The following is a 1,885-nucleotide window of genomic DNA, read 5'->3' on the forward strand; positions in this document are numbered from 1 at the left end:
GCCGGTCAGGGCGGCCCGGCTGCGACCGGAGAGCAGCCACGGGACCACCTGGTCGGTGTCCGCGGCCTCCACCTCGGGCACGCGCGGCCCGTCGGCCAGCACGACGTGGGCGTTCGTGCCGCCCATGCCCCACGAGCTGACCCCCGCGACCAGCGGCTCCTCCGGGCGCGGCCACGGCGACAGCTCGGTGTGCACGCGCAGGTTCAGCTCGTCGAGCGGGATGTCGGGGTTCGGCGTCTCGAAGTTCAGGCTCGGCGGCAGCGCCCGGTGCCGGATCGCGAGCGCGGCCTTGACGAACCCGACGATGCCCGCCGCGCCCTCCAGGTGGCCGACGTTGGTCTTGGCCGAGCCGTCCAGCTGCGGGCCGGTGCGCCCGGTCTTGACCGCGCCGAGCGCGCGGGCCTCGATCGGGTCGCCCACCGGGGTGCCGGTGCCGTGCAGCTCGACGTACTGCACGTCGTCCGGCCGCACGCCCGCCCTGGCCATGGCGTCGCGGATGACCTGGGTCTGCGCCTCGGCGCTGGGCACGGTGAGGCTGCGGGTGGGTCCGTCGTTGTTCACCGCGCTGCCGAGGATCACGGCGTGCACCGGGTCGCCGTCCGCGAGCGCGCGGGCCAGCGGCTTGAGCACGACCACGCCACCGCCCTCGCCGCGGGCGAACCCGTTGGCCCGGGCGTCGAAGGTGTGGCTGCGACCGTCCGGCGACAGGCCGCCGAACTCGACCGCGCTGGTCTCGCGGCCCGCGGCGAGGTTGAGGTTCACCCCGCCGGCCAGGGCGAGCGACGTCTCGCCGCGCCGCAGGCTCTCGACCGCGAGGTGCACCGCGACCAGCGCCGACGACTGCGCCGCGTCGACGGTCAGGCTCGGGCCGCGCACGCCGAGGAAGTGGGACACGCGGTTGGCGATGACGCCCCGGTTCGTGCCCGTCATGGTGTGCGGGGTGACGTGCGCGGGGTAGCTCAGGGTGCTGTAGTCGTCCCACGTCGCGCCGATGAACACGCCGGTGCGGCCGCCGGTGAGCGTGCCGGGGACGATCCGGGCGTCCTCCAGGGCCTCCCACGCCAGCTCCAGCACCAGGCGCTGCTGCGGGTCCATCGCGGCGGCCTCGCGGGGTGAGACGCCGAAGAACGCCGCGTCGAAGCCGTCGACCTCGTCGAGGAACCCGGCCGGCAGGTCGCCCGCACGTCCCGGCGGCGGCGGGGTGATCGCGTCACGACCGTCGCGCAACAACCGCCAGAACGCGGCCGGGTCCGGCGCCTGCGGCAACCGGCAGGCCATTCCGACGATCGCGATCCGGTCGTCTTCGCGGAGCATTCCCCCACCCATCGGGTCACCCTTTTCCGCTCGCGAGAACTCGAGTCGCTTCCCGGACGAAAGTGGTGCGGCCCGCGAGCACCGCACCATCGAGCAGTTGCTCCCCGCGGCGGAGAAAGGACTACTCGAACGTACCTCGCGTCTGCACGGCCGGCTACGGCCGTATCGCGTTTCCCGGAACACGCATCGGCTTTCCGATCGTGCCACTGGCACCGGCGACGCGGTTCGGCTTCAATGCGGCCGCGATCGCGCCCGACGCCGGGCGGTCCCCGGCGGGGCACTGCGGCAGCGGCAGTAGCGGCGCGGTCCGGACGGACGCCAGGACAGCAGCATGGAAGTTGTCGGACGGGTGCGCCGACCAGGAGATTGAGTCGACCGAATCCGCTGACCGCAGCGAGGTGAACGCCCATGACCCATGTCCGGCCCGTCATCGGGACCGACCGCACCACCAACCGGGGACGACTGATCCTCGGCAGCGTGATCGCGGGTGTGCTGCTGTCCGTGCTGTGGTCCTACGAGTTCGTGGACCAGGTCATCGGCGCGAACGTGGCCAACACCCTGCTCGGTGAGG

General features: G+C 73.2%; 1 protein-coding gene. It reads right to left on the reverse strand.

Going from position 1 to position 1,885, the window contains the following annotated elements; all coding sequences use genetic code 11:
- On the reverse strand, positions 1-1,314 hold a 1,314-nt coding region (locus AB0G02_RS35575), incomplete at its 3' end, for a polyketide synthase (protein WP_360803454.1).
- Between the last annotated feature and the right edge of the window lie 571 nt (positions 1,315-1,885).

Source organism: Actinosynnema sp. NPDC023658 (genome assembly GCF_040639995.1).
Classification (GTDB): domain Bacteria; phylum Actinomycetota; class Actinomycetes; order Mycobacteriales; family Pseudonocardiaceae; genus Actinosynnema.